The organism is Kitasatospora brasiliensis, assembly GCF_032654805.1.
GTDB lineage: Bacteria > Actinomycetota > Actinomycetes > Streptomycetales > Streptomycetaceae > Kitasatospora > Kitasatospora brasiliensis.
Map to the genome: position 1 here is coordinate 87,422 of NZ_JAUOOW010000005.1, position 25,601 is coordinate 113,022.

Genomic DNA, 25,601 nt, shown 5'->3' on the forward strand with positions numbered 1-25,601 from the left:
CGCCGCTCGGAAAGCGGCGCCGCCGCGGAACCGTCAGCGCCGCTCCGGCTTCGCCGAACGCGACATCAGCGCCTGCATCGCCTCCTGGGTCGGCCGCCCGTTGTGCACCACGTCCACCACGGCCGCGACGATCGGCATGTCGACCCCGTTGCGCCGGGCCAGGTCCAGCACCGACTCACAGGACTTGACGCCCTCGGCGGTCTGCCGGGTGGCCGCGATGGTCTCGGCGAGCGACATGCCCCGGCCCAGGTTCATGCCGAAGGTGTTGTTGCGCGACAGCGGCGAGGAGCAGGTGGCCACCAGGTCGCCCATCCCGGCGAGTCCGGCGAAGGTGTGCGGGTCCGCGCCCAGCACCTCGCCGAGCCGGGTGGTCTCGGCCAGCCCGCGGGTGATCAGCGTCGCCTTGGTGTTGTCGCCGAGCCCCATGCCGGCCGCCATGCCGACCGCCAGGCCGATCACGTTCTTGACCGCGCCGCCGAGTTCGCAGCCCACCACGTCGGTGTTGGTGTACGGCCGGAAGTACGGCGTGTGGCAGGCCGCCTGGAGCCGCTTGGCGACCGCCTCGTCGGTGCAGGCGACCACACTGGCCGCCGGCTGCCGATTGGCGATCTCCTTGGCCAGGTTGGGCCCGCTGACCACCGCGACGCGCTCCGGGCCGACGCCGGTGACCTCGTCGATCACCTCGCTCATCCGCTTGGCGGTGCCGAGTTCGATGCCCTTCATCAGGCTCACCAGCACGGTCTGCGGCTCGATCAGCGGCGTCCACGCGGCCAGGTTGTCGCGCAGCGTCTGCGAGGGCACCACCAGTACCGCGAAGTCCGCGCCGGCCAGCGCCTCGGCGGCGTCGGTGGTGGCCCGCACGGTGTCGGGCAGCCGGACGCCCGGCAGGTAGTCCGGGTTCTCGTGCGTGGAGTTGACGGCGTCCACCAGCTCCTGGCGGCGGGCCCACAGCACGACGTCACAGCCGGCGTCGGCGAGCACCATCGCGAACGCGGTGCCCCAGGAGCCGGTTCCCATCACGGCGCAACGGGTCACTGTCCGGTCTCCTCATCGTCCTTGCCGCGCTCGCCCTTGGCACGCCGGCGCTCGGCCGACGCCGCCGCGGCACGCTCCCGGGCGGCCTTGCGCATGTCGTAGCGCTCGGCCGGCGGCTGCTCGCCGCGCACCTCGGCCAGCACCGCGGTGATCGCGTTCATGATGTCGTCGGTCGCGTCGGCCAGCACCTGGGCGGTGATCTCCTGCCCCTGGTACTTGCTCAGGTCCACCGGCGGCCCGGCCGCGACGGTCACCTTGTGGCGCGGGAACAGGTTGAACTTGCCCTTCCCGTAACCGGTCCGGCCGTACGGCGGGATGATCTCGTGGGCGCCCCAGTGCGCGACCGGGATGACCGGCGCACCGGTCATCAGCGCGACCCGGGCGACCCCGCTCTTGCCGGTCATCGGCCACAGGTCGGGGTCCCGGGTGAGCGTTCCCTCCGGGTAGAACTGCACGCACTGCCCGCTGTTGACCGCGTCGATCGCGGCCTGGAACGCCCGCGCGGCATCGGTCGACTCGCGGAACACCGGAATCTGACCGGTCTTGCGCAGCATGAATCCGATGAAGGGAATCGAGAACAGCGAGGACTTCGCCAGAATGCGTGGCGGACGACCACTGTTGTACTGCCAGTGCCCGTAGATCACCGGATCGATGATCGAATTGTGGTTCACCGCGGCGATGAAGCCCTCATTCTTCGGAAGGTGCTCCCAGCCCCGCCAGTCGGGCTTCACCAGAGCGGTCGTCACCGGTTTCACCAGCACGGCCGCGAAGCGGTACCAGATGCCGTAGTCGGCGTTGCCGAACTTGGCGTACGAGCGGCGGGCCACCCCAGCTCCTTCTCATCCGATGCGGCACGCAGCGCCGCGGTCCTGGCGTCCCGGTGCCGCGCACCGTTTCCGCCGGTGCCCGGGCCACGGGCGCGGAACAGTGTCGCCCGCCCGCTCACCGGCTGTCGAGCGACCGCGCCAACCCACCCGGCGGGCGTGATCAAACGCACGTCCGTACAGCTCGGACGGCCTGGCGAGGGCTCCGGGACCAGCGCCACAATGACGCCGATGACCCAGGACACCGTACGCCCCAGCCGCCCCGTCGCGCCCGCCGCACCCGAGGCCGGCTGGTCGCTGGTGCTTCCGCTCAAGCCGCTCGCCCTGGCCAAGAGCAGACTGGCCCCGTACGCCGGGGAACACCGGCCCGACCTGGCACTGTCCTTCGCGCTGGACACCGTCACCGCCGCCCTGGCCACCCCGGGCGTCGACCGGGTCCTGGTGGTCACCCGCGACGCCGCGGCCGGTGCCCGACTGGCCTCGCTCGGCGCGCTGGTGGTCGGCGACGAACCCGGCGGCGGCCTCAACCGGGCACTGTCGCACGGCACCTCGGCCGCCCTGGCGCTGGCCCCGCACGCCCCGCTGGCGGCGCTCTCGGCGGACCTCCCGGCACTGCGCCCGGCCGAACTCGCCCTGGTCCTGGGGGCCGTCCCACCGGACGGCCGCGCCTTCCTCCCCGACTCCCCCGGCCTCGGCACCACGCTGCTCGCCTGCACCCCGGGCCGTCCGCTCTCCCCCGCCTTCGGGGAGGGCTCGCGGGCCCGGCACGCGGCCGGTGGAGCGCTCGAACTGCGCCTCGCGGGCGTGGAGTCGGTGCGCCGGGACGTGGACACCGGCACGGACCTCGACGAGGCCGCGGCACTCGGTCTCGGCCCGTACACCCGTGCGCTGTTCGCTCGACTGAGCCCCCTCTGAACCGCTCCCGAGAGCTGGCCCCCGAGCCCGGACCGCCCGCTCGCTATGCTGCTCGCATGCAGGCCACCGCGTTCACCTTCGACCCCGCCACCCGGGCCGGCTCCGTGCTGCTCGACGACGGGACCCCGGTGCCGTTCGACGCGGCCGCCTTCGACGCCGGCGGCCTGCGGCTGCTGCGCCCCGGCCAGCGGGTGCGGATCCGCACCGAGGGCGCCGGCGAGGCCCGCCGGGTGGTCTTCGTGACGCTCCAGACCTTCCCCGACCCCGCCGAGGGCTGACGGTCACCGGCCCCGTCGCGGGCCGGGAATCCCATCGTGGGCTGACGACCCCGCCCCCGTCCGGAATGCGCCCGCACCGGCGCGCGCCGAATTTTCCTGACCAAGCGCCCGGAAATCGAAAGAGCCGCGGCGCCCGGTCTCCGTGAATTCACGGAAGGGGTGCCGCGGCTCTGCGCCGAAGGCCGTCCGAGGACGGGACGGTCGCGCGGGACTTACTTGGCAGAGGTCTTGCGCGCGGTGGTCTTGCGGGTGGCGGTCTTCTTCGCCGGCGCCGTCTTCTTGGCCGTGGCGGTCGCCTTCTTGGCGGTGGCCGTGGTCTTCTTGGCGGCAGCGGTGGTGGTCGCCTTCTTCGCCGCGGCGGTCTTCTTGGTCGCGGCGGCCTTGGTCGCGGTCGCCGTGGTCTTCTTCGCGGCGGTGGTCTTCGCGGCCGTGGTCTTCGCGACCGTGCTCTTCGCGGCGGTCTTCTTGGCGGTCGCCGTGGTCTTCTTGGCGGCAGCCGTGGTCGCGGCCTTCTTGGCGGCGGCGGTGGTCGCCGTCTTCTTGGCAGCGGTCTTCTTGGTGGCCGGGGCGGCGGCGGCAGCGGCGGCGCGCTTGGTGGCGGCACGCTTGGCGGCCGGGGTGGCGGCAACGCCGCTCTTGCCCGGGGTGAGGGAGCCCTTGGGGGCCTTCTTCACCGAGGGGCCTTCCTTCGGCAGCTTCTTGCTGCCGCTGACCAGGTCCTTGAAGCCCTGGCCCGGACGGAAGCGGGGGACCGAGGTCTTCTTGACCTTGACCCGCTCGCCGGTCTGCGGGTTGCGGGCGAAGCGCGCGGAGCGCTCCACCTTCTCGAAGGTGCCGAACCCGGTGACCGAAACCCGGTCGCCGGCCACAACGGCACGGACCATGGTGTCGAGCACTGCGTCGACGGCCTCTGCGGCAGCCTTGCGACCGCCCAGCTGCTCGGCCACCGCTTCGACAAGCTGAGCCTTGTTCACGTCTTCCCCTTCGGAAACGAGCGCCGGATGATTCCATCCGTTCTTTTCGCACGTTAGGTATGTATCTGCGGACTTTCAATTACCAAACGCGCGAATCACCCTAGTGTCGCAATGGATTTGCGCGTCGGCGACCTCAGTCGAGCGGCGGGGGCCCCTCGTCGAGGTCATGGACAAAGCGACTCAACCGCCTTGCCGCCTCCGGAAGATCGCGCTTGGCGGTCTCGGTGACGATGAGGAGTTGACGGGTGAGAGCGGTCTTTGCATCGGCAGACACGTTCAGCGCATGCACGCGGGCGTGAGCTTGCTTCAACCGCTCGGCCACAAGCGCGTAGAGCGCTTCGACTTCCGGGTCGTCCGGCACCTCAGCGGGTGCCGAGGCGACGTCCGGCCGGTCGTCAATTCGGCGTTCGGATGGCCGGCCCATGGAGTCCTCAGCTGCGGGTTCGCCGCCCGCGTACGGAGGTTCATGGTGCCGGTGCATGTACTGATTGTGCCATCTACCCGCAGTTGTACTTGCGCGGGCCCCTCTTCGGCAAAGCCAAATGGGCAATCCGGGGCGGGCCACGGCGCTAACTCGTGCTCCGCAACGACGGATGGCCCGGCCCCCCCGAGGGGGGCGCGGGCCAACCGGTGGATCGCCAGAATGCTTGTTCTGAAGGGAACTCAGACCGCAGGCAGAGTACGGGGCTTGAAGGCCGGGCGGGTCGCTTCGAAGGCCGCGATGTCGGCCTCGTTCTGGAGCGTGATGCTGATGTCGTCCAGTCCGTTGAGCAGCCGCCACCGGACGTTGTCGTCCAGTTCGAAGGCCGCCGTGACGCCTTCGGCCCGCACTTCGCGCGCCTCCAGGTCGACGGTGATCTCGGCCGAAGGGTCACTCTCGGTGAGCACCCAGAGCTGTTCCACGGTCTCCTGCGGCAGGACGACCGTCAGCAGGCCGTTCTTCAGCGAGTTGCCGCGGAAGATGTCGGCGAAGCGGGACGAGATGACCGCGTGGAAGCCGTAGTTCTGGAGCGCCCAGACGGCGTGCTCGCGGGAGGAGCCGGTGCCGAACTCGGGGCCGGCCACCAGGACCGTGGCGCCCTGGCGCTCCGGCCGGTTGAGGACGAAGGACTCGTCCTTGCGCCAGGCCTCGAACAGCCCGCCCTCGAAACCGGATCGGGTGACCTTCTTCAGCCAGTGGGCCGGGATGATCTGGTCGGTGTCCACGTTGCTGCGGCGCAGCGGGACGGCCCGGCCGGTGTGGGTGGTGAACTTCTCCATGGCTCAGGCCTCCACGGCAGCGACGTCGGCGGTCAGGTCGGAGGGGGACGCGAGGCGGCCCAGCACGGCGGTCGCGGCGGCGACCTGCGGGGAGACCAGGTGGGTACGGCCGCCCTTGCCCTGCCGGCCCTCGAAGTTGCGGTTCGAGGTGGAGGCGCAGCGCTCCCCCGGGGCGAGCTGGTCGGGGTTCATGCCCAGGCACATCGAGCAGCCCGCGTGGCGCCATTCGGCACCGGCCGCGGTGAACACCTTGTCCAGGCCCTCCTCGACGGCCTGGAGGGCGACCCGGACGGACCCGGGAACGACCAGCATCCGTACGCCGTCGGCGATCCGGCGTCCTTCCACGACGGCCGCGGCGGCCCGCAGGTCCTCGATCCGGCCGTTGGTGCAGGAGCCGACGAAGACGGCGTCGACCTTGACCTGGCGCAGCGGGGTGCCGGCCTCCAGGCCCATGTACGTCAGGGCGTTCTCGGCGGCCAGGCGCTCCTGCGGGTCGGCGAAGGAGGCCGGGTCCGGCACGTCGGAGCCCAGCGGGGCGCCCTGGCCCGGGTTGGTGCCCCAGGTGACGAACGGGGTCAGCTCGCTCGCGTCGATCAGGATCTCGTGGTCGAAGACCGCGTCCTCGTCGGTGCCCAGGGTCTTCCAGTACGCGACGGCGGCGTCCCAGTCCTCGCCCTGCGGGGCGTGCGGGCGGCCCTTCAGGTACTCGAAGGTGGTCTCGTCGGGGGCGATCATGCCGGCCCGGGCGCCGGCCTCGATCGACATGTTGCAGACGGTCATCCGGGCCTCCATCGACAGGCTCCGGATCGCCGAACCGCGGTACTCCAGGACGTATCCCTGGCCGCCGCCGGTGCCGATCTTCGCGATGACGGCCAGGATCAGGTCCTTGGCGGTGACGCCCTCGGGCAGTTCGCCCTCGACGGTGATCGCCATGGTCCGGAACGGCGCCAGCGGCAGGGTCTGGGTGGCCAGCACGTGCTCGACCTGGCTGGTGCCGATGCCGAACGCCAATGCCCCGAAGGCGCCGTGGGTGGAGGTGTGGGAGTCGCCGCAGACCACGGTCATGCCGGGCTGGGTCAGACCGAGCTGCGGGCCGACGACGTGCACGACGCCCTGCTCGACATCACCGAGCGAGTGGATCCGGACGCCGAACTCGGCCGCGTTCTTGCGCAGGGTCTCCAGCTGGATCTTGGAGACCGGGTCGGCGATCGGCTTGTCGATGTCCAGGGTCGGGGTGTTGTGGTCCTCGGTGGCGATCGTCAGATCGGTGCGGCGGACCGGGCGGCCGGCCAGGCGCAGCCCGTCGAAGGCCTGCGGGCTGGTGACCTCGTGGAGCAGGTGCAGGTCGATGAAGAGGAGGTCGGGTTCGCCCTCCGCGCGCCGCACGACGTGGTCGTCCCAGACCTTCTCTGCGAGTGTCCGTCCCATCGGATTCCCTCCAGCCGGCCGCGTTGCCGGCCTTCTCGTGTCGTCGAGATCAAAACGTCTGCGCCGCCCTGTGCACCCGGGCCGCTCCGTCCAGGGTGGCGCTTTTCGCTGGAGATTGAACTGGCGTCTCACGGACTGAGACCGGAGTCTTAGCGCCTGGACAGCGTTCGGGCGGCCTCCGGGCGGCCTTCGGGCGGCCTCCGGAGACGCCGAAGGGCCCCGCTCGATACTGAGCGGGGCCCTTCGAAGGCCTTTCCCGGGAATGCAAAAAGACCCCGGAGAACCGGGGTCTTTCCAATTTCTGGCTGGGGTACCAGGACTCGAACCTAGACTAAATGAACCAGAATCACTCGTGCTGCCAATTACACCATACCCCAACACAAAGCAAGGGCCGATGGGCGAGCCCACCGGCTTCCTGCTCTGAAGTACCCCCGACCGGATTCGAACCGGCGCTACTGCCGTGAGAGGGCAGCGTGCTAGGCCGCTACACAACGGGGGCTTCCTGGTGATCTCTTCCGAGATCGGTCGATTCCTCGCGGAATCAGTACCCCCGACCGGATTCGAACCGGCGCTACTGCCGTGAGAGGGCAGCGTGCTAGGCCGCTACACAACGGGGGCTTTCCAGGTGATCCCTTGCGGGACCGATTTGATCTCTTTCGAGATCAGTACCCCCGACCGGATTCGAACCGGCGCTACTGCCGTGAGAGGGCAGCGTGCTAGGCCGCTACACAACGGGGGCTTGATCTTCATTTGTGTTGCCGTACTTGCGTACTGCGCTGGGGTACCAGGACTCGAACCTAGACTAAATGAACCAGAATCACTCGTGCTGCCAATTACACCATACCCCACCAGAGTTGAACCCCCGGGGGGGCCTTCTCAGGCGTTGCGCCTCTCGGTCGGTCCCTTCCGAGGGGCTTTCGTTCCCTCGTCCGTTCCCTCCCGGGCGGCGCAGAAAGAACATTACCCGACGTCGGCCCTGGCACCAAAATCGATAACCCGGGGCGGCCTGCGGGCGGCCTGCGGATGACCTCCGGACACGCCGCGGGCCCGGCCGAAGCCGGGCCCGCAGCCTGCTCAGAAGCCCGCTCAGGCGGCCGGGAGGGCGTCCAGGGCGGCCCGCAGCCTGCGCAGCACCTCAGGGCGCCCCAGGAGCTCCATGGACTCGAACAGCGGCGGGGAGACCCGCCGGCCCGTGACGGCCACCCGCAGTGGCGTGAAGGCGAACTTGGGCTTGATGCCCAGCCCGTCCACGAGCGCCTCGCGCAGCGCGGCCTGGATCGGCTCCGGGGTGAAGTCCCCGAGCTCCTCCAGCGCCTTGATGCTGGCCTCCAGCACCGGGCGGGCGTCGGCGGTCAGCACCTTGGCCGCGTCGTCCGGGTCGAGGGCGAACTTCTCCGGCGCCACGAACAGGAAGCCGGCCATGTTCACGATCTCGCCCAGCACGACCATCCGCTCCTGGGTGAGCGGCGCCACCTTGGCGAGCAGGTCCAGCTGCTCGGCGGTGGGCTCGGCCGGCAGCAGCTCGGCGCCCTGGAGGAACGGCACCAGGCGGCGGACGAAGTCCTCCGGGGCCAGCCGGCGGACGTGCTCGGCGTTGATCGCCTCGCACTTCTTCAGGTCGAAGCGGGCCGGGTTGGCGTTCACCTTGGCGACGTCGAAGGCGGCGACCATCTCGTCCATGTCGAACAGGTCGCGGTCCTCGGCCAGCGACCAGCCCAGCAGGGACAGGTAGTTGAGCAGGCCCTCGCGGATGAAGCCGCGCTCGCGGTACAGGTTGAGCGAGGACTGCGGGTCGCGCTTGGAGAGCTTCTTGTTGCCCTCGCCCATGACGTACGGCAGGTGGGCGAAGCGCGGGGTGCTGCCGTCGCCGACGCCGATCTCGGCGAGCGCCGCGTACAGCGCGATCTGCCGCGGGGTGGAGGACAGCAGGTCCTCGCCGCGCAGCACGTGGGTGATGCCCATCAGGGCGTCGTCCACCGGGTTGACCAGGGTGTACAGCGGGGCGCCGTTGGCCCGGACGATGCCGTAGTCGGGCACGTTCTCCGGCTCGAAGGTGAGCGTGCCGCGCACCATGTCGTCGAAGCTGATGGTGCGGTCGGGCATCCGGAAGCGCAGGATCGGCTCGCGCTTCTCCAGCTTGTAGACGGCCACCTGCTCGTCCGTCAGGTCACGGCAGTGACCGTCGTAGCCGGACGGCTTGCCGGCCGCGCGGGCGGCCTCGCGGCGGGCGTCCAGCTCCTCGGTGGAGCAGTAGCAGTGGTAGGCGTGGCCGGCCTCGTGCAGGCGGCGGGCGACATCGGCGTAGATGTCCATCCGCTGCGACTGGCGGTACGGCGCGTGCGGGCCGCCGACCTCCGGGCCCTCGTCCCAGTCCAGGCCGAGCCAGCTCATGGCGTCGAGCAGCTGGTTGTACGACTCCTCGGAGTCGCGGGCGGAGTCGGTGTCCTCGATCCGGAAGACCAGCTTGCCGCCGGTGTGGCGGGCGTAGGCCCAGTTGAAGAGGGCCGTGCGGACCATCCCCACGTGGGGGTTGCCGGTCGGGGACGGACAGAAGCGAACCCGGACGGCCGGGTCAGTGTTAGCCACGCTTGATCACCTTGTTGGTGAGAGTGCCGATGCCTTCGATGGAGACGGCGACCTCGTCGCCGACGTTGAGGGGGCCCACCCCTGCGGGTGTGCCGGTGAGGATGACGTCGCCGGGGAGCAGCGTCATGGCCTCGGAGATGTGGACGACCAGCTCGGCGACCGAGCGGATCATCAGGGAGGTGCGGCCGGTCTGGCGGAGCTCGCCGTTGACCGTGCAGGTGATCGCGAGGTCGGCCGGGTCGACGTCGGTCTCGATCCAGGGGCCCAGCGGGCAGGCCGTGTCGAAGCCCTTGGCCCGGGCCCACTGGCCCTCGCGCTGCTGGACGTCCCGGGCGGTGACGTCGTTGGCGCAGGTGTAGCCGAGGATCACCTCGGGCACCCGGTCCAGCGGCACCTCACGGCACATCCGGCCGATCACCACGGCCAGTTCGGCCTCGTGGTGGACCTCCGAGGAGAACGGCGGGTAGGCGATGCTCTCGGTCGGACCGATCACCGAGGTGGACGGCTTGAAGAAGGTGAGCGGGACGTCCGGGACGTCGTGGCCCAGCTCCGCCGCGTGCGCCGCGTAGTTGCGGCCGACCGCCACGATCTTGTTCGGGAGCATCGGGCTGAGCAGCCGGACGTCCTGGAAGCGGTAGCTCTCACCGGTGGGCTGGGGCTGGCCGAACGGGTGGCCGGCCAGCGCGTGGACGACCAGCGAGTCGGGCTGGGAAGGGTCGCCCTCCACCACGCCGAAGGAGACGCTGCCGGCGGCAGGGCTCCCTTCCCGGACGGAAAACCTGGCAATGCGCACGGCTGGGCTACCCCTCGCTTCGTCGGCCGCCCGGGGCGCGCCCGGGCGCTGGTGGGCGCCCCGCCCGCAGTGGGCGCGGCCCCGTCAATCGGCTCCAGGCTATCGCGCGGGGCCCCGGCTGACCGCTTTGGCCCTGTTCAGGAAGCGGGCCCGCCCCGGAGGCGAGCGGGCGGGCGAGTCCCGGAGGCGAGCGGGCGAATGACGAAGGGGCCCCCGTCACTCGGTGACGGGGGCCCCTTCGTGGAGAAGCTGCGGGATCAGTCCTGGACGACGACGACCGGGGCGACCATCAGCTGGGTGCGGCGCGGGTTGGCGGTGACGGACGGCAGCTCGGTGCCGTAGGTCACCAGGTCCTCGGGCTTGCGGGCGCCCGGGATCTTGCTGAAGTCCTCGACCGAGGCCAGCGTCGTCCGGCGCGGGTTCGCCGTCGGGCGGCTGGACAGCGTGGACTGGGTGGCCTTCTTCGCCTGGGACATCGAGAGCACCTCGTGGTCGCGGCCGGGCTGATCGCGGGGGATCGGCACCGGCCTGATGGATTTCCGATTGATTCGGAAGGGTTCTGGGCAGGCTGATCGGGGCCGTGCTCCGGAGACAGCCCAGGTTACGAGATCTCATTCCATAGAGACCGTGACCGAAGCTACACATTAGTCTGTGATTTTGCTCACAAAATGCCAAGCAAAACGTAAATATCTGACATATCGCCGCACCGAGATTTCCCGACATTCGGCAGATAAGGTGCATTCCGGAAGGTCTGTGACTCTTCCCGGCGGCCGGTTCACTTGGCATGTATCCGGCGAGTGTCCGAAAAAGGCGGTATTCCGGTACGGTTCCCACACGGTCAGTGAGAACACACAAGCGTTCGGTAGCGTCCGCGACATGGTCCCTACGGCCCTTGTTGGGATTCCCCGGCTGTGCTGGAATGCGACGGACCGTGGGTAGGGAGTGGTCCACCCCGGTGCCCGCTCTCCCGGACCGGCCGGGGTGCGGATGGAAACTCGACACCGTCCAGGCCGTGGCGACGCGGCGGGACGCCCGGTCCAGAGGTTGCGACGCCAGTGCAGGGACGTTTCAAAAGGGGTAGCGGCGCCGCGGGTGACCCGGAGTCGCGCGAGCCTGTGGCAGCCCCCCGACAGGCGGCGAGCCCCGGCGGCCCGGCCGAGCCGGTGACACCCGAGGCCTTCGGCCCCCCGGAGGAGGACGGCCAGGAGCGGAAGTCCACCCGGGACAAGCTCCGTACGTCCCTGACCCGGCGCCGCGCCACCGGTCTGAACCGGCTCGCGATGCGCAACTGGCGCATCCGTACCCGTCTGATCGCGCTGCTCGCCCTCCCCGTCCTGGTCTCGCTGGTCCTCGGTGGCCTGCGCATCCAGACCTCGATGGAGAACTCGCAGCAACTCGCCCAGATGGCCAACCTCTCCGACCTGGCCAAGAAGGCGACCAACCTCGCGGACGCCCTCCAGACCGAGCGCGACATCAGCGCCGGCCCGATCACCCGCAACCCGACCGCGCCGCTGGACGACGACATCGTCGCGGCCCGCAAGTCCACCGACGACCTGAGCCGCACCTTCACGACGTCCTCCGACAAGTTCGAGAACCTCGAACTCTCCGGCGGCAAGGCCCTGTTGCTCCAGATCCGCAAGGACCTGAACTCGATCGCGGACACCCGCAGCGCGCCGTACCAGAACAACCAGAACATCCAGTCGACGATCACCGCCTACGACGTGATCATCCGAGACCTGCTGTCCATCACCCAGGACATCGCGCTCGCGTCGAACAACAAGGACCTGGTCGTCTCCACCCGCGCGCTCCAGCAGTTCTCGCTGGCGAAGAACGCGACCTCGCAGCAGCGGGCCCTGATCGCCGCCGCGCTCGCCAACCCGAAGTCCCCGGACCTCAGCCCGTCCGACGAGTCCTTCGGCATCCGCCTGCGCACCTCGTACGACAACGCGGTCGCGAGCTTCAACAACATCTACACCGCGCACGACCTGGACAACCTGCGCAGCCAGCTGAGCTACAACTCGGTGGTCGCCGACGCCGACCGCTACGCGGGCACGATCCTCACCCAGAACGGCATCCGCCAGACCGACGTGGTCACGTACCAGGACTGGTACGAGAAGGCCACGGCCAAGATCAGCGCCGAGCGCCGCATCGAGACCAAGCTGATCGAGAACCTGGACGGCAAGGCCCAGGACCTCCAGTCCCAGGCCGACGCGGACGCCCTGATCATCGGTATCGCGATCGCCCTGGTGCTGCTCGTCGCCCTCGGTGGCGCCGGTCTGATCGCCCGGTCGATGGTGCGCTCGCTGACCCGCCTCCAGGCCGCGGCCGAGGACGTCGCCGAGCGCCGCCTGCCCGAGCTGGTCAAGACCCTCTCCGAGGCCGACCCGCACGACGTCGACACCACCGTGGAGCCGGTCGCCGTCGACTCCACCGACGAGATCGGCCACGTGGCCCACGCGTTCGACATGGTGCACAGCGAGGCCGTCCGCCTCGCCGCCGAGCAGGCCCTCCTGCGAGGCAACATCAACGCGATGTTCACCAACCTCTCGCGCCGCAGCCAGGGCCTCATCCAGCGCCAGCTGTCGCTCATCTCCGAGCTGGAGAGCCGCGAGGCGGACCCGGACCAGCTGGCCAACCTCTTCAAGCTGGACCACCTCGCGACCCGCATGCGCCGCAACGGCGAAAACCTCCTCGTCCTCGCCGGTGAGGACCCGGGCCGCCGCTGGACCCGCCCCGTCCCGCTGGTCGACGTGCTCCGCGCCGCCGCCTCCGAGGTGGAGCAGTACGAGCGCATCGAGCTCGCCGCCGTCCCGTCGGCCGAGGTCGCCGGCCGCGTCGTCAACGACCTCGTCCACCTGCTCGCCGAGCTGCTGGAGAACGCCACCTCGTTCTCCAGCCCGCAGACCCGCGTCCGGGTCACCGGCCACGCGCTGCCGGACGGCCGCGTCCTGGTCGAGATCCACGACACCGGCATCGGTCTGAGCCCCGACGACCTCGCCGAGATCAACGAGCGCCTGGCCAACCCGCCGACGGTGGACGTCTCGGTCTCCCGCCGCATGGGCCTCTTCGTGGTCGGCCGCCTGTCCCTGCGTCACGGCATCCGCATCCAGCTGCGTCCCAGCGACTCCGGCGGCACCACCGCGCTGGTCATGCTCCCGGTGGACGTCACCAACTCCGGCGACCGCCGCGGCCCCGGCCGTGGCGGAGCCGCCCAGGGCAAGCAGCAGCGCCCGGCCGCGCCGACGCCGCGCCAGCAGCGCCAGGTGCCGCCCGGCCGCCAGGGCGGTCAGGCCGCGCTCGGCCAGGGTGGCCCGGGCGGTCCCGGCGGTGCCCAGCAGGGCGGCCGTCCGCAGCTCGGCCAGGGCGGTCCGGGTGCTCCGGCTCCGGCAGCCCCGATGGCGCCTGCGGCTCCGACCGGCCCGACCGGTCCCGGCCGGCAGGGCGGCCCGGGTGCGCCCGGCGGCGGCCTGCCGACCCGCCAGGTCGGCCAGTCGCTGCGCGAGAACCCCGTCCCGCCGGGCGGCGGCCAGCCGGGTCAGGGCCGCAAGCCCGCCCAGCCGCAGCAGCAGGCCCCGCAGGCCCCGCAGCAGCAGGGTCAGCAGGCCCCGCAGCAGCAGGTCCCCCAGCAGGGCGGTCTGCCGCAGCGGGCCCCCGGCCGCCAGGGCCCGCCGCAGGGCGGCCCGAACGGCCTGCCCCGCCGCGACCGCCAGCAGCAGCCCGGCCAGCCCCAGAACGGCCAGCCCCAGAACGGCCAGCCGCAGCAGGGCCAGCCGCAGGGTCAGCAGCCGCAGGGCCGGCCCCAGCAGGGTCAGCAGCAGCCCGGTCAGCCGCTGCCCGGCCGGGAGCGGCCGCGCCCCGGCGCCGAGTTCGACGGCGGTCCGGCGGGCCGGACCGGCGAGCAGCCGCAGCACGGCCGCCCCGGCGGTCCCGGTGCGCCGCAGCAGGGTGCCCGCCCGGGCACCCGTCCGCAGGACGGCCTGCCGCAGCGCCGTCCGGCCCCGCAGGGCCCCGGCGCCCCCGGTGGCCCGGCCGCCCAGGGCCCGCGCGGTCCGCAGCGCCCCGGCCCGGACGCGCCGCGGCGCGACCGCCAGCCGCAGCTGCCGCCGCAGGCCCCGCAGCAGCAGCCCCAGCCGCTGCCGTCGGCCGAGCCGACGCCGGTGGAGAGCACCCAGCAGTTCGCCCGTCCGCGCTTCGAGGCCAGCCAGATCGACCCGCGTGACCCGCTGGGCCTCGGCCTGGTCGAGCCGGTGCTGCCGAACGTGCCGAACCCGCCGCGTCCGGAGCCGGTGCGCCAGGAGCAGGCCCCGCAGCAGCCCCAGCCGCTGCCGCACCAGGAGCCGATGGCGCTGCCGACCGGTTCCTCCGAGGCCGCCGGTCAGCAGTCCGCCGACCAGCAGTCCTGGTTCCCGCAGGGCGAGGACCAGCAGGCCCGGTCGCGCTCGTACCAGCCGCGCCGCCCCGGCACCTCCTCGCCGGAGTTCCGGCAGGCCCCGGAGCCCCAGGCTCCCCAGCAGCAGGGCCAGCCGCAGCAGCCGCAGGGCCAGCAGCCGCAGCCGGGTGGTGACGACGCCCCGTGGCGTCCGTCCGCGAACGACGAGCGCTGGCGCCGCGCGGAGCAGATCCGCGAGCCCTCGACCAGCGGCGTCACCATGTCGGGCCTGCCCCGGCGGACCCCGCAGGCCAACCTGGTCTCCGGCACCGCCGAGGCCTCGCCGCTGACCGGTCCGCAGGTCTCCCGGGCTCCCGAGGAGGTCCGCGGCCGGCTGACCAACCTGCGCCGCGGCATCCAGCAGGGCCGCCGCGCCGGGGCCGAGCAGGCCGCCGGCCAGCCGGGCTTCCAGCATGGTGCCCAGCAGGGCGGATTCGATAGTTTCGGTGGCCGGAGCGACGGCAACGGCGCAGAGCACCAGGAGCGTTGAGTTGAACCAGATGAGCCAGGCCGCACAGAACCTGAACTGGCTGATCACCAATTTCGTGGACAACACCCCAGGGGTGTCCCACACCGTGGTGGTCTCCGCGGACGGTCTCCTGCTGTGCATGTCCGAGGGCTTCCCGCGCGACCGTGCCGACCAGCTCGCCGCCGTCGCCTCCGGCCTCACCTCGCTGACCAACGGCGCGAGCCGGATCTTCGAGGGCGGCGAGGTCAACCAGACGGTGGTCGAGATGGAGCGGGGCTTCCTGTTCCTGATGGCCATCAGCGACGGCTCCTCGCTGGCCGTCCTGGCCTCGCCGGACTCCGACATCGGCCTCGTCGGCTACGAGATGGCCCTGCTGGTGGACCGCGCCGGCGCCGTCCTCACCCCGGCACTGCGCGCGGAACTCCAGGGCAGTCTCCTGCACTGACCGGAGCGCCCGTACGGACCGCCCCCTTCGTCCCACCTGCCTCGCCGGGTCCGACCCGACCGGACCCGGCACGACCCTCTCAGCTACCCTCAGGCAGCTGATCCAGCCTCAGCTGGCATCGTCCCAGCTGGAACCGGCTGCTCAAGGCGGCAGCACTAGGAGGACCCATGACCCCGCCCTCGACACCCGCCGGCCCGTACGGCCACGGGTACGGCAGCGGCTACGGCGGGCAGCAGTCCGACGGCTACGAGCAGCAGCCGCTGGTCCGCCCGTACGCGATGACCGGCGGCCGGACCCGTCCGCGCTACCAGCTCGCCATCGAGGCGCTGATCTCCACCACCGGCTCGGCCGACCGGGCCGGCGGGCTGCTGCCCGAGCACGCCCGGATCGTCAGCCTCTGCCGTGAGGTCAAGTCCATCGCGGAGATCTCCGCACTGGCCGGCGTCCCGCTCGGTGTCGCCCGCATCCTCGTCGCCGACCTTGCCGAGGCCGGTCTCGTCGCCATCCACCAGCCCGCCGCCGCGGGCGAGTCGGGCGGAACGCCCGATGTCACGCTGCTCGAAAGGGTCCTCAGTGGACTTCGCAAGCTCTAACGCGGCCGCCCCCGCTCGCGCCACCACCTCCGCGAAGATCGTCGTCGCGGGCGGCTTCGGCGTCGGCAAGACCACGCTCGTCGGCGCCGTCTCCGAGATCAACCCCCTGCGCACCGAAGCCGTCATGACCTCGGCCTCCGCCGGCATCGACGACCTCAGCCACGTCTCCGGCAAGACCACCACCACCGTCGCCATGGACTTCGGCCGCATCACCCTCGACGAAGACCTCATCCTCTACCTCTTCGGCACCCCCGGACAGGACCGCTTCTGGTTCATGTGGGACGACCTCGTCCGCGGAGCCATCGGCGCCATCGTCCTCGTCGACACCCGCCGCCTCGCCGACTGCTTCCCCGCCCTCGACTACTTCGAGAACAGCGGACTGCCCTTCGTCGTCGCCCTCAACGGCTTCGACGGACACCAGCCCCACTCCCCCGACGAGGTCCGCGAAGCCCTCCAACTCGGCACCGACACCCCCGTCGTCACTCTCGACGCCCGCCGCCGGGACAGCGCCAAGAGCGCCCTCATCACCCTCGTCGAACACGCCCTCCTCGCCCGACTGCGCTGAGTCGAGGGGGCCGCGCCGACCGTCGGCACCGGGCCCGGAGCGGCCCGGAGGCGAGCGCGCGAGTCACAGCACCCCCTGACGGCCCGTTCTGCCACGGGCCGTCGGGGCGGTGGTGCCGACCGTCCGGTTGTCCTCCGGGGGCTTCGCGCAAGCCCCGTCCATAAGCGGCGGATAACAGTTCGGTAGGCATTTTGTGATCAACAATGACTCAGCGTGGCGAACCGGCGTCACTCAGCGCAAGGTGACCACTGTTTTGTTCCGTCATGTCGGTGTATGTCCGGATTGTTCCGACGCGGGTGCCGGACGGCGGCTGTTTGTCCCCCATCCCTGCACGTGCTGAAATTCCAGCTGACCCTGGATCTCTCCTGCCCCGGCGCGACCGGCGGCGGGTCAGGGCCCCGGGGTAGCGCTGGATTGATCCATGGCCGGCAGTCGGCCGAGAGGTAGTTGTCGAGTGAGGCGTAAGCAGCAACCCGCCCCGCAGCGGCGCTCCGAGCCCCGCCAGAGCGAGCCGCGCGGGCCCCAGGGGGAGCCCGGATTCTCCGCGTTCGCTCCCACCGAGGAGCGCGCCCAGACCGCCGCCTCGGCCCCCGAGCCCGCGGCCGCCCCCAAGGCGCCCCGCGCCACCGGCTCGTCCGGCGACGGCGGCAGCGGCGGCAGCGGCGGCTCCACCCGGTACGACTTCCTCCGCCCGCGCAACTGGCGCGTGCCGGCCCGTCTGATCGCGATCCTCCTGATCCCCGTGACCATCAGTCTGGTCTTCGGCGGTCTGCGAGTGAACACCTCGGTCGACGGCTACATCAAGGCTTCCCGCGCCGAGAAGACCGCGGAGCTGGCCAAGGCGGCGACCGAACTCGGCGAGGCCCTGGAGAACGAGCGCGACAAGACGCTCATACCGCTGCTCACCAAGCAGGACCCGAACAACGAGATCAACAAGCGCCGCGGCATCACCGACGCGGCGCTGAAGGCGTACAACGCCGCCTACGCGGCCTCGGACAAGTCCGGTGAGCTCCCCCGCCGCAACTCGGCCTTCCAGACCCTGGTGGCCGACCTGCCGCACCTGCGGGCCTACGCGTACAACTCCCAGCAGTTCATCAGCGCCACCGCCAACGCCTACTCGGTGATGATCGACCCGCTGCTGGCCTTCGACAACTCGGTCGGCATGGGCTCCGCCGCCGCCACCAGCAAGGGCCGCGCGATCTACGCGATCTCGCTGGCCAAGGCCGCCGCCTCGACTCAGCGCGCGCTGATGCTCAACCTGCTGGTCGGCATCTCGCAGAACGCCACCACGCGCTACGAGAACCAGGACGTCATCCAGCAGATCCTGATCGCCGGGAAGCTGGAACAGGTCTCGATCAACGAGTTCCACACCGCCGCCGACCCCGAGGACGGCGCCAAGTACGCCGCCGCGCAGCTGTCCGTCGACGGCGCCCAGGACCGTTCGGCGTACAAGATGCCCAACGGCATGGCGCCCACCATGCAGAGCCTGCTCCAGATCGGTGCCAGCTACAGCGCCGCCGCCGCGGAGGGCCAGCAGAAGGGCAAGGCCGCCGCCGACGCCGCGTTCGCCGACGCGAAGGCCGCCGGCCTCACCCCGGAGAACTGGAACCAGGCCGCCGACAACCACATCCAGGCGCTGCGGGCCACCGAAGTCGCGCTGCTGGACGACGTCCTCAACGACTCCCGCGCCCTCAAGGACAACGCGCTCTACGACGCCATCCTCAACACGGTCATCGTCGTCGCGGCACTGATCCTGGCCGGTCTGCTCACCGGCTACGTGGCCCGCTCGATGATCCTCGGCATGCGCACCCTGCGCAGCGCCGCCCTGGAGATCGCCGACCACCGCCTGCCGGACCTGGTCGAGAAGCTCTCCAAGACCGACCCCGACCGGGTCGACACCTCGACGGCCCCGATCCCGCTGCACGGCAAGGACGAGATCGGCGAGGTCGCCCGGGCGTTCGACCAGGTCCACCAGCAGGCCGTGGCGCTCGCCGCCGAGCAGGCCCTGCTGCGAGGCAACGTCAACGCGATCTTCACCAACCTGTCGCGCCGCAGCCAGAGCCTGATCCAGCGCCAGCTGGCGCTGATCACCGACCTGGAGAACAACGAGGCCGACCCGGACCAGCTGGAGAACCTCTTCAAGCTGGACCACCTCGCGACCCGTATGCGCCGCAACGGTGAGAACCTGCTCGTCCTCGCGGGCGAGGAGGCCGGCCGCCGCTGGGCCACCCCGGTCCCGCTGGTCGACGTGCTCCGCGCCGCCGCCTCCGAGGTGGAGCAGTACGAGCGCGTCGAGCTCTCCGGCATCCCGGAGGTCGACGTCGTCGGCGCCGCCGTGACCGACCTCGTCCACCTGCTCGCCGAGCTGCTGGAGAACGCCACCTCGTTCTCCAGCCCGCAGACCCGGGTGCTGGTCAACGCGACCCGTCTGCCGGACGGCCGCGTCCTGGTCGAGATCCACGACAAGGGCATCGGCCTCACCGCCGAGGACTTCGCGGAGATCAACGAGAAGCTGGCCGAGCCGCCCACGGTGGACGCCACCATCTCCCGCCGCATGGGCCTGTTCGTGGTCGGCCGGCTCTCCCAGCGGCACGACGTCCGCGTCCAGCTCCGCCCGTCCGGCGAGTCGGCCGGCACCACCTCGCTGGTCATGCTCCCGGCGTTCGTCACCCAGTCGGGCGCGGCGCCGGAGCCCGACGAGCAGTTCACCGTCTCCCGGATCTTCGCCGACCAGGAGCCGACCGCCCAGTGGGCGCCCGACGAGCAGGCTCCCCGCAGCGCGGCCGAGCTCGGCTTCGACGACCACCTCACCGGCGCCGGCAACGCCGGCTCCAGCGGGTTCAGCCCCGCCCTGGAGGCCGTCCAGCGCTCGCAGCGCCTCGACCAGGTCCGCCGCGCGGCCCTGGAGAGCGCCCCGCAGGCGCCGATCATGGACGCCGAGGTCGAGGAGGACTACCAGCAGGGCTACGACCAGTACGCCCCGCAGGGCTACCAGCAGCCGGCCCCGGCCGACGAGCAGTACGGCTACGACCAGGGCGGCTACCAGCAGGACGGGTACGCCCAGGACGGCTACGCCGACCAGTACCCGCAGCAGGGCTACCAGCAGCAGGACTACGCCGACGAGCAGTACGGCTACGACCAGGACGGGTACGCCCAGGACGGCTACCGGCAGGACGGCTACGCCGACCAGTACGGCCGCCCGGCCGAGGAGTCCCCGGCCGGCCACCCGTACGCCCCGGAGCCGCCCGCGCTGCCCGCCGCCGAGCAGCCCCCCGCCACCCTGCCGTCCGGGCTGCCGCAGCGCCGCCCCGGCGAGCAGCTGGCGGGCGGCGGCGCCGCTCCGGCCGGTGCCAACGCCTCCGGCGAGACCCCGAACTGGTTCGCCGGCGCCAAGGACACCTCGGTGCCCGCGCCCGAGCAGCGCGGCCACGACGTGTCCTCGCTCGGCGGGTACGGCCCGACCGGCCCGACCGCCAGCTCCCCCTGGCAGTCGCCCAACGACGGCGACTGGCAGCGGGCCGAGCAGCTGCGCGAGCCCTCCTCCGCCGGCACCACCGGGGCCGGTCTGCCGCGGCGCGTGCCCAAGCAGAACCTGGTGCCCGGCAACGCCAAGTCCACCCCGCAGGACGGGCCGCAGGTCTCCCGCAGCCCGGAGGAGGTCCGTGGCCGCCTGACCAACCTGCGCCGCGGTGTGGAGCAGGGCCGCAGTGCCGGTAACACCGGAAGCTTCCGGATCGACCCCGATCAGGCAGACCAGTCCGGCAACGGACAGAACCGGAGCACCGATCTCTTCGGTGGCTCGAACCACCAGGAGCGTTGAGTTGACTCAGATGAGCCAGGCCGCACAGAACCTGAACTGGCTGATCACCAATTTCGTGGACAACACCCCCGGGGTGTCCCACACCGTGGTGGTCTCCGCGGACGGCCTCCTGCTGTGCATGTCCGAGGGCTTCCCCCGGGACCGTGCCGACCAGCTCGCCGCCGTCGCCTCCGGCCTCACCTCCCTCACCTCCGGCGCGAGCCGGATCTTCGAGGGCGGCGAGGTCAACCAGACCGTGGTCGAGATGGAGCGGGGCTTCCTGTTCCTGATGGCCATCAGCGACGGCTCCGCGCTGGCCGTCCTGGCCTCGCCGGACTCCGACATCGGCCTCGTCGGCTACGAGATGGCCCTGCTGGTGGACCGCGCCGGCGCCGTCCTCACCCCCGCGCTGCGCGCGGAACTCCAGGGCAGTCTCCTGCACTGACGGTTCGTCGGATACCGTCCAGGTATTCGAAGTACCTCCGCGTTCTTCCCGGGCCCGCTTCGGCGGGCTCGGGTTCGGACGTTGTACGGCCTTCGCACCACCGGCTCCGGACCTGCGCCGAAGCTCGAACCGCACCGCCGCACCCTGTGAGGAGAGGAACCGTGACACCGCCCGACGACCGCAGCGGCCAGTACGGTCTTCCGTACCCTGGCACAGGCCATGACGCCTTCGGAGCACCCGGCGTCGGCCACGGTCAGCAGTACGGCCGGCACCAGTACGGGCAGCAGCCCCAGCACCCGTACCCCCGGACCGAAGAGCAGTACGGCCAGTACGACCAGTTCGCCCGGCAGCCCTCGTACGGCTCCCCGCACTCGGCGCCCGAGCCGGCCCCCGGCTACCAGCCGGCCCAGGAGCCCGGCCACGTCGAGGAGTTCGAGGACGAGCACGACTCCGGCCCGCTGATCCGCCCGTTCGCGATGACCGGCGGCCGGACCCGGCCGCGCTACGAACTCGCGTTGGAGGCCCTGGTCTCCGCCAACGTCGATCCGCAGCGCCTGGCGACCCTGCTCCCCGAGCACCAGCGGATCTGCACGCTGTGCACGGAGGTCAAGTCCGTGGCGGAGGTGTCGGCGCTGCTCTCCCTCCCGCTGGGAGTGGCCCGCATCCTCGTGGCCGACCTGGCCGAGGCCGGCCTCGTCGCCATCCACCAGCCCGCTTCCGGCGGCGAATCCGGAAACCAGCCCGACGTCACGCTGCTCGAAAGGGTCCTCAGTGGACTTCGCAAGCTCTAACGCGGCCGCCCCCGCTCGCGCCACCACCTCCGCGAAGATCGTCGTCGCGGGCGGCTTCGGCGTCGGCAAGACCACGCTCGTCGGCGCCGTCTCCGAGATCAACCCCCTGCGCACCGAAGCCGTCATGACCTCGGCCTCCGCCGGCATCGACGACCTCAGCCACGTCTCCGGCAAGACCACCACCACCGTCGCCATGGACTTCGGCCGCATCACCCTCGACGAAGACCTCATCCTCTACCTCTTCGGCACCCCCGGACAGGACCGCTTCTGGTTCATGTGGGACGACCTCGTCCGCGGAGCCATCGGCGCCATCGTCCTCGTCGACACCCGCCGCCTCGCCGACTGCTTCCCCGCCCTCGACTACTTCGAGAACAGCGGACTGCCCTTCGTCGTCGCCCTCAACGGCTTCGACGGACACCAGCCCCACTCCCCCGACGAGGTCCGCGAAGCCCTCCAACTCGGCACCGACACCCCCGTCGTCACTCTCGACGCCCGCCGCCGGGACAGCGCCAAGAGCGCCCTCATCACCCTCGTCGAACACGCCCTCCTCGCCCGACTGCGGTGAACGGGCGCGCCCTGCCGCACGCGAACAGCAGTGGCCCGCGGGACTTCTGACGAAGTCCCGCGGGCCACCGGCGTTTCGGGCCCCGACTACTCGGTGGGCTCCAGCCCGGCCCGGACCAGGCCGTAGGTGTACGCGTCCTCCAGTGCCAGCCAGGACGCGGCGACCACGTTGTCGGCCACGCCCACCGTCGACCAGGTGCCGGTGCCGTCGGTGGACTCGATCAGCACCCGGGTCTTGGAGCCGGTGCCGTGCTGACCCTCCAGGATGCGGACCTTGTAGTCCACCAGCTCGATGCCCGCCAGCGGCGGGTAGATGCCCTCCAGGGCCGTGCGCAGCGCCTGGTCCAGCGCGTTGACCGGGCCGTTGCCCTCGCCGGTGGCGATCCGGCGCTCGCCCTTGGCCCACAGCTTGACGGTGGCCTCGTTGCCGGTGAAGCCCTTCGGCCCCTGCTCGCTGATGGTCCGCCAGGACTCCAGGGTGTAGAAGCGGTCCCGGCTGCCGCGCACCTCGTCGCGGAGCAGCAGCTCGAAGGAGGCGTCGGCGGACTCGTAGGTGTAGCCGAGGTTCTCCTGCTCCTTCACCTTGGCGACCACCCGGCCGGCCAGGTCCCGGTCGCTGGAGAGGTCGTAGCCGAGCTCCTTGCCCTTGAGCTCGACGGAGGCCCGGCCGGCCATGTCGGAGACCAGCATCCGCATGGTGTTGCCGACCCGCTCGGGGTCGATGTGCTGGTACAGGTCCGGGTCGACCTTGATCGCGGAGGCGTGCAGGCCGGCCTTGTGGGCGAAGGCCGAGAAGCCGACGTACGGCTGGTGGGTGGAGGGGCTCAGGTTGACCAGCTCGGCGATGGCGTGCGAGATCCGGGTCATCTCGGCCAGCCGGCCCTCGGGCAGCACCCGGCGGTCGTACTTGATCTCCATCGCGCCGACCACCGGGAACAGGTTGGCGTTGCCGACCCGCTCGCCGTAGCCGTTGGCGGTGCACTGCACGTGGGTCGCGCCGGCGTCCACCGCGGCCAGGGTGTTGGCCACCGCGCAGCCGGTGTCGTCCTGGGCGTGGATGCCGAGTCGGGCGCCGGTGCGGGCGAGCACGTCGGCGACGATCTCCCGCACGCCGCCCGGCAGCATCCCACCGTTGGTGTCGCAGAGCACCACCACGTCGGCGCCGGCCTCGTGCGCGGCGCGGACCACCGACACGGCGTACTCGGGGTTGGCCTTGTAGCCGTCGAAGAAGTGCTCGCAGTCGATGAACACCCGCCGGCCCTGGGAGCGCAGGAACGCGACGCTGTCCCGGACCATCTCCAGGTTCTCGTCCAGGGTGGTGCGCAGCGCCAGCTCCACGTGCCGGTCGTGCGACTTGGCCACCAGGGTGATCACCGGCGCGCCGGAGGCGACCAGCGCGGCCAGCTGCGGGTCCTCCGCCGCCTTGCCGCCGGCCCGGCGGGTGGCGCCGAAGGCGACCAGCTGGGCGTGCCGCAGCTCCAGCTCGGCGGCGGCGCGGGCGAAGAACTCGGTGTCCCGTGGGTTGGCCCCGGGCCAGCCGCCCTCGATGAAGCCGACCCCGAAATCGTCCAGGTGCCGGGCGATGGCCAGCTTGTCCGCCACCGTCAGGTTGATGCCCTCGCGCTGCGCTCCGTCACGCAGCGTGGTGTCGAACACGTGGAAACTGTCATCGGTACGGGTGACCTCGGTCATGACCCCTGGTTCTCCGTTTCGGGGAGGTTGGTACTGCTCTGCCGGATTCTGTCCCGGCTCCACTGTCCATGATCCCGCGCGCGGTCCCGGTGTCCCCGGGCCCCTTGTGGGGGCCCTCGGCCGGTCCGGGAGAAACAAAAAGACCCCTCGCGGGTGCGAGAGGTCTGCGCGCGGGTCTGGACGCTCGTGGTCGCTCCGCATCGGGTCCTGCGGAAGCGGTCACTGCGGACCGGCGCGCCTGCTGCTAATAATCAGCGAAAGCGAGGACACGCTCGCAGTCTGGCACAGCCTCTCGCCATCCGGCCTGCCCGTCTCGCGATGCGGGACGGGCGGGCCGGGCGGGCCGTCGACTCAGACGATCTTGTGCAGCCAGCCGTGGGTGTCCGCGCTCTGGCCGCCCTGGACGGCCAGCAGCGCCTTGCGCAGCTCCATGGTGACCGGGCCGGGCTCGCCGGTGCCGACGGTCCAGTCGGCGGCGGCGGACTTCACCGAGCCGACCGGGGTGATGACGGCGGCGGTGCCGCAGGCGAAGACCTCGGTGAGGGTGCCGTCGGCGTTGGCCTGCTGCCACTCGTCGGTGGAGATCCGGCGCTCCTCGACGGCGTAGCCGAGGTCGCTCGCGAGCTGGAGCAGCGAGTCACGGGTGATGCCGGGCAGCAGGGCGCCGGACAGCTCCGGGGTGACGATCTTCGCGTCCTTGCCCTCGCCGAAGACGAAGTACAGATTCATGCCGCCCATCTCCTCGACCCACCGGTGCTCGGCGGCGTCGAGCCAGACCACCTGGTCGCAGCCCTTCTCGGCGGCCTGGGCCTGGGCGATCAGCGAGGCGGCGTAGTTGCCCGCGCACTTGGCGGCGCCGGTGCCGCCGGGCGCGGCCCGGACGTACTCCTTGGACAGCCAGACCGAGACCGGCTTGATGCCGCCCTGGAAGTAGGCGCCGGCCGGCGAGGCGATGATCATGAAGATGTACGAGTTGGCCGGGCGGACACCCAGGCCGACCTCGGTGGCGAACATGAACGGGCGCAGGTAGAGGCTCTGCTCCGGCTCGTTCGGGACCCACTCCTGCTCCTGGCGGACCAGCAGTTCGACGGCCTCGACGAAGGTCTCCACCGGCAGCTCCGGCATCGCCAGGCGGCGGGCCGAGGCCTGGAAGCGGGCGGCGTTGGCCTCCGGGCGGAAGGTGGCGATGGAGCCGTCGGCCTGGCGGTAGGCCTTCAGGCCCTCGAAGATCGCCTGGCCGTAGTGCAGGGTCATGTTCGCCGGGTCGATCTCCAGCGGCGCGTACGGCGCCAGCTGGGCGTCGTGCCAGCCCACGCCCTCGGTCCAACGGATGGTGACCATGTGGTCGGTGAAGACCCGGCCGAAGCCGGGGTTGACCAGCCGCGCCTCGCGCTCCGCTGCCGGCAGCGGGTTGGCGGAGGGCTTGAGGTCGAACGTGATGGGCGCCTGGGTGGCCGTACTCATGGCTGTTTCCTTCACCGTGTGGTTGGTCCGGGCCGCCACCGCTGAAGATACGTTTCGGCACAAATCACCGGAACGGACGCACAACGGCACGGCCCACTGTCGATACTCGCATCCAGAGGGCCGTGCCGAACAGTCGCCCGCCCTCATTCAAGGGCCGCGAGCTGCGGTTATGCGCGGATCCGGCCCTGTCGGCCGGAACCCGATGTTCTCGGATCCGGCCCGTCAGCCGGAACCCGTCTTTCGGATCCGGCC

The 25,601-nt window shown here is 71.2% G+C and carries 21 protein-coding genes and 5 tRNA genes; 10 read left to right on the top strand and 16 right to left on the bottom strand.

Annotated elements, in window-relative coordinates:
- Nucleotides 1–33: 33 nt before the first annotated feature.
- Together QWJ13_RS20040 and QWJ13_RS20045 are read right to left on the bottom strand one after the other, a co-directional pair.
- Nucleotides 34–1,035, bottom strand: a complete 1,002-nt coding sequence (locus tag QWJ13_RS20040; RefSeq protein ID WP_316526120.1) for an NAD(P)H-dependent glycerol-3-phosphate dehydrogenase — start codon at nucleotides 1,033–1,035, stop codon at nucleotides 34–36.
- Nucleotides 1,032–1,862, bottom strand: coding sequence for a lysophospholipid acyltransferase family protein (locus QWJ13_RS20045; protein WP_316526121.1), 831 nt, complete (start codon nucleotides 1,860–1,862; stop codon nucleotides 1,032–1,034). The genes QWJ13_RS20040 and QWJ13_RS20045 overlap by 4 nt, the downstream gene beginning before the upstream one ends.
- A 228-nt stretch (nucleotides 1,863–2,090) precedes the next feature.
- Here QWJ13_RS20045 and cofC point away from each other — a divergent pair, with 228 nt between their 5' ends.
- Together cofC and QWJ13_RS20055 are read left to right on the top strand one after the other, a co-directional pair.
- Complete coding sequence (cofC, locus tag QWJ13_RS20050; RefSeq protein ID WP_316526122.1) at nucleotides 2,091–2,774, top strand: 2-phospho-L-lactate guanylyltransferase; 684 nt, start codon at nucleotides 2,091–2,093, stop codon at nucleotides 2,772–2,774.
- A 56-nt stretch (nucleotides 2,775–2,830) separates the two neighbouring features.
- Nucleotides 2,831–3,052, top strand: a complete 222-nt coding sequence (locus QWJ13_RS20055) for a hypothetical protein (protein WP_189923473.1) — start codon at nucleotides 2,831–2,833, stop codon at nucleotides 3,050–3,052.
- 212 nt (nucleotides 3,053–3,264) lie between these two features.
- Here QWJ13_RS20055 and QWJ13_RS20060 read toward each other — a convergent pair whose 3' ends face one another.
- The 12 genes from QWJ13_RS20060 to QWJ13_RS20115 form a co-directional block, all read right to left on the bottom strand.
- Nucleotides 3,265–4,026, bottom strand: a complete 762-nt coding sequence (locus QWJ13_RS20060) for an HU family DNA-binding protein (protein WP_316526123.1) — start codon at nucleotides 4,024–4,026, stop codon at nucleotides 3,265–3,267.
- Nucleotides 4,027–4,159: 133 nt separating this feature from the next.
- Nucleotides 4,160–4,507 carry an SCO5555 family protein gene (locus QWJ13_RS20065; protein WP_432277560.1) on the bottom strand — a complete coding sequence of 116 codons (348 nt, stop codon included), beginning with the start codon at nucleotides 4,505–4,507 and terminating at the stop codon, nucleotides 4,160–4,162.
- Nucleotides 4,508–4,689: 182 nt separating this feature from the next.
- Entirely contained in the window at nucleotides 4,690–5,286 is a 597-nt protein-coding gene (leuD, locus tag QWJ13_RS20070; RefSeq protein WP_316526124.1) for a 3-isopropylmalate dehydratase small subunit, read from the bottom strand.
- A gap of 3 nt (nucleotides 5,287–5,289) precedes the next feature.
- Nucleotides 5,290–6,714 (bottom strand): 3-isopropylmalate dehydratase large subunit, encoded by a 1,425-nt coding sequence (leuC, locus tag QWJ13_RS20075; RefSeq protein WP_316526125.1) that lies wholly within the window; start codon nucleotides 6,712–6,714, stop codon nucleotides 5,290–5,292.
- Between the two features lie 302 nt (nucleotides 6,715–7,016).
- Nucleotides 7,017–7,091: transfer RNA gene (locus tag QWJ13_RS20080), tRNA-Gln, on the bottom strand.
- A gap of 49 nt (nucleotides 7,092–7,140) precedes the next feature.
- Nucleotides 7,141–7,213: transfer RNA gene (locus QWJ13_RS20085), tRNA-Glu, on the bottom strand.
- Nucleotides 7,214–7,259: 46 nt separating this feature from the next.
- A tRNA-Glu gene (locus tag QWJ13_RS20090) sits at nucleotides 7,260–7,332 on the bottom strand.
- 48 nt (nucleotides 7,333–7,380) lie between these two features.
- Nucleotides 7,381–7,453, bottom strand: a tRNA-Glu gene (locus tag QWJ13_RS20095).
- Nucleotides 7,454–7,490: 37 nt separating this feature from the next.
- Nucleotides 7,491–7,562: transfer RNA gene (locus QWJ13_RS20100), tRNA-Gln, on the bottom strand.
- Between the two features lie 238 nt (nucleotides 7,563–7,800).
- Nucleotides 7,801–9,231, bottom strand: coding sequence for a glutamate--tRNA ligase (gene gltX / locus QWJ13_RS20105; protein WP_432277576.1), 1,431 nt, complete (start codon nucleotides 9,229–9,231; stop codon nucleotides 7,801–7,803).
- A 61-nt stretch (nucleotides 9,232–9,292) separates the two neighbouring features.
- Nucleotides 9,293–10,093: a fumarylacetoacetate hydrolase family protein gene (locus QWJ13_RS20110; protein ID WP_316526127.1), complete on the bottom strand. Its 801-nt coding sequence runs from the start codon at nucleotides 10,091–10,093 to the stop codon at nucleotides 9,293–9,295.
- A gap of 257 nt (nucleotides 10,094–10,350) precedes the next feature.
- Nucleotides 10,351–10,617, bottom strand: coding sequence for a hypothetical protein (locus QWJ13_RS20115; RefSeq protein ID WP_316526128.1), 267 nt, complete (start codon nucleotides 10,615–10,617; stop codon nucleotides 10,351–10,353).
- A gap of 591 nt (nucleotides 10,618–11,208) precedes the next feature.
- Here QWJ13_RS20115 and QWJ13_RS20120 point away from each other — a divergent pair.
- The 8 genes from QWJ13_RS20120 to QWJ13_RS20155 all read left to right on the top strand — a co-directional run bounded on the left by QWJ13_RS20120 (nucleotide 11,209) and on the right by QWJ13_RS20155 (nucleotide 22,194).
- Complete coding sequence (locus QWJ13_RS20120) at nucleotides 11,209–15,012, top strand: nitrate- and nitrite sensing domain-containing protein (protein WP_316526129.1); 3,804 nt, start codon at nucleotides 11,209–11,211, stop codon at nucleotides 15,010–15,012.
- 10 nt (nucleotides 15,013–15,022) lie between these two features.
- Nucleotides 15,023–15,436 (top strand): roadblock/LC7 domain-containing protein, encoded by a 414-nt coding sequence (locus tag QWJ13_RS20125; protein WP_316526687.1) that lies wholly within the window; start codon nucleotides 15,023–15,025, stop codon nucleotides 15,434–15,436.
- A 167-nt stretch (nucleotides 15,437–15,603) separates the two neighbouring features.
- Nucleotides 15,604–16,029, top strand: coding sequence for a DUF742 domain-containing protein (locus QWJ13_RS20130; protein ID WP_316526130.1), 426 nt, complete (start codon nucleotides 15,604–15,606; stop codon nucleotides 16,027–16,029).
- On the top strand, nucleotides 16,010–16,594 hold the full coding sequence (locus tag QWJ13_RS20135) for a GTP-binding protein (RefSeq protein ID WP_316526131.1): 585 nt from the start codon (nucleotides 16,010–16,012) through the stop codon (nucleotides 16,592–16,594). Before QWJ13_RS20130 ends, QWJ13_RS20135 begins: the two co-directional genes overlap by 20 nt.
- 454 nt (nucleotides 16,595–17,048) lie before the next feature.
- Nucleotides 17,049–20,414, top strand: coding sequence for a sensor histidine kinase (locus tag QWJ13_RS20140; protein WP_316526132.1), 3,366 nt, complete (start codon nucleotides 17,049–17,051; stop codon nucleotides 20,412–20,414).
- Between the two features lie 10 nt (nucleotides 20,415–20,424).
- Entirely contained in the window at nucleotides 20,425–20,838 is a 414-nt protein-coding gene (locus tag QWJ13_RS20145; protein WP_097236138.1) for a roadblock/LC7 domain-containing protein, read from the top strand.
- A 161-nt stretch (nucleotides 20,839–20,999) separates the two neighbouring features.
- Complete coding sequence (locus QWJ13_RS20150; RefSeq protein WP_316526134.1) at nucleotides 21,000–21,629, top strand: DUF742 domain-containing protein; 630 nt, start codon at nucleotides 21,000–21,002, stop codon at nucleotides 21,627–21,629.
- Nucleotides 21,610–22,194: a GTP-binding protein gene (locus QWJ13_RS20155; protein ID WP_316526131.1), complete on the top strand. Its 585-nt coding sequence runs from the start codon at nucleotides 21,610–21,612 to the stop codon at nucleotides 22,192–22,194. The genes QWJ13_RS20150 and QWJ13_RS20155 overlap by 20 nt, the downstream gene beginning before the upstream one ends.
- 86 nt (nucleotides 22,195–22,280) lie before the next feature.
- Here the strand turns inward: QWJ13_RS20155 and cimA are convergent, their stop codons facing one another.
- Nucleotides 22,281–23,885, bottom strand: a complete 1,605-nt coding sequence (gene cimA, locus QWJ13_RS20160; protein ID WP_316526136.1) for a citramalate synthase — start codon at nucleotides 23,883–23,885, stop codon at nucleotides 22,281–22,283.
- Between the two features lie 351 nt (nucleotides 23,886–24,236).
- A complete protein-coding gene (locus tag QWJ13_RS20165) occupies nucleotides 24,237–25,349 on the bottom strand; it encodes a branched-chain amino acid aminotransferase (protein ID WP_316526137.1) in 1,113 nt (370 codons plus the stop codon).
- Between the last annotated feature and the right edge of the window lie 252 nt (nucleotides 25,350–25,601).

What these genes read in the sequence shown, in the direction of transcription:
- cofC (WP_316526122.1), top strand. Translation starts at nt 2,091, where the DNA reads ATGACCCAGGACACCGTACGCCCCAGCCGCCCCGTCGCGCCCGCCGCA.
- QWJ13_RS20055 (WP_189923473.1), top strand. Translation starts at nt 2,831, where the DNA reads ATGCAGGCCACCGCGTTCACCTTCGACCCCGCCACCCGGGCCGGCTCC.
- QWJ13_RS20065 (WP_432277560.1), bottom strand. Translation starts at nt 4,507, where the DNA reads ATGCACCGGCACCATGAACCTCCGTACGCGGGCGGCGAACCCGCAGCT.
- leuD (WP_316526124.1), bottom strand. Translation starts at nt 5,286, where the DNA reads ATGGAGAAGTTCACCACCCACACCGGCCGGGCCGTCCCGCTGCGCCGC.
- leuC (WP_316526125.1), bottom strand. Translation starts at nt 6,714, where the DNA reads ATGGGACGGACACTCGCAGAGAAGGTCTGGGACGACCACGTCGTGCGG.
- gltX (WP_432277576.1), bottom strand. Translation starts at nt 9,231, where the DNA reads ATGGTCCGCACGGCCCTCTTCAACTGGGCCTACGCCCGCCACACCGGC.
- QWJ13_RS20125 (WP_316526687.1), top strand. Translation starts at nt 15,023, where the DNA reads ATGAGCCAGGCCGCACAGAACCTGAACTGGCTGATCACCAATTTCGTG.
- QWJ13_RS20130 (WP_316526130.1), top strand. Translation starts at nt 15,604, where the DNA reads ATGACCCCGCCCTCGACACCCGCCGGCCCGTACGGCCACGGGTACGGC.
- QWJ13_RS20145 (WP_097236138.1), top strand. Translation starts at nt 20,425, where the DNA reads ATGAGCCAGGCCGCACAGAACCTGAACTGGCTGATCACCAATTTCGTG.
- cimA (WP_316526136.1), bottom strand. Translation starts at nt 23,885, where the DNA reads ATGACCGAGGTCACCCGTACCGATGACAGTTTCCACGTGTTCGACACC.
- QWJ13_RS20165 (WP_316526137.1), bottom strand. Translation starts at nt 25,349, where the DNA reads ATGAGTACGGCCACCCAGGCGCCCATCACGTTCGACCTCAAGCCCTCC.